Genomic DNA, 868 nt, shown 5'->3' on the forward strand with positions numbered 1-868 from the left:
TCCTAACGCCGGCGTGTTGGCACCACCAGCGTAGTGGCGGCGGGGAGGCACGGTGGCCATTATTCGGTGACCGGGATTGGTCAAAATAGTTTGACTATTAGCGGCTAAAATCGCCCGGCGCTAACAACAATTGCTGCGGATGCAATCGCCGCGATGAAAGACGTTTTTGAGACTCCGCAGCCTAAACCGTCAATACTAAAGTCGCTATGGAACACCCTAAAGGGCATCAACGAAGGGGCTACGTTTATTGAGAACGTAACGAAGCTGGGCGTACTCATCGCCCCTATTCTTCCTGGAATTATCGGATAGACTAAGTATGGTCGTCCCTAGCCCCCCATGGCGTTTCCAATCAATTTGAGATGGCATATTCAAGGCGTTGACCGGAATTGAACATTCCGGTCAACTGCCCACATTCGAAATATCTCTACACAACAAAAGGAGTGTGAAATGAGCGACTCTGTTTCAAAATTACTAATAGAGAGATACGGAGTGATGGTCTTTCTCGTTGTAATATTCGTTCTTGCAATAATTGCGATCTTGCATTTTGGCATCAAATTCGACATCAATATGTATATTGCAAGCCGCAAAGAACGACACCGAAAGTTAGCACAGAGCTACTGCCCGCATTTGGATTTTATTCCTCGTGATGATAATAGTGTTCAAGTTAGCCCGCTCTTTTACTCGCCGCCAGGAACACTGAAGGTAATGTCGAGAAAGTTGGTGTAGCGCCCGATCCGAAGTGAGTCGGCCCGGCGTCCTGGAATCTGGAATACGGTTGATATCCTATGCCGCCTCGACCCTGTCCGCAAGCTCGAGGCCGGACTCGAGCATCTTCCTGGCCTCCGCCTCAAGCCGCGCCCACTCGACG

General features: G+C 49.9%; 1 protein-coding gene. It reads left to right on the forward strand.

Going from position 1 to position 868, the window contains the following annotated elements; genetic code table 11:
* Nucleotides 1-447 precede the first annotated feature (447 nt).
* Nucleotides 448-726 carry a hypothetical protein gene (locus tag AAAX36_RS09445; protein ID WP_349075291.1) on the forward strand — a complete coding sequence of 93 codons (279 nt, stop codon included), beginning with the start codon at nucleotides 448-450 and terminating at the stop codon, nucleotides 724-726.
* Nucleotides 727-868: the final 142 nt, after the last annotated feature.

Source organism: Collinsella sp. CLA-ER-H10 (assembly GCF_040092475.1).
In the GTDB taxonomy this organism is placed as follows: Bacteria; Actinomycetota; Coriobacteriia; order Coriobacteriales; family Coriobacteriaceae; genus Collinsella.

What these genes read in the sequence shown, in the direction of transcription:
- AAAX36_RS09445 (WP_349075291.1), top strand. Translation starts at nt 448, where the DNA reads ATGAGCGACTCTGTTTCAAAATTACTAATAGAGAGATACGGAGTGATG.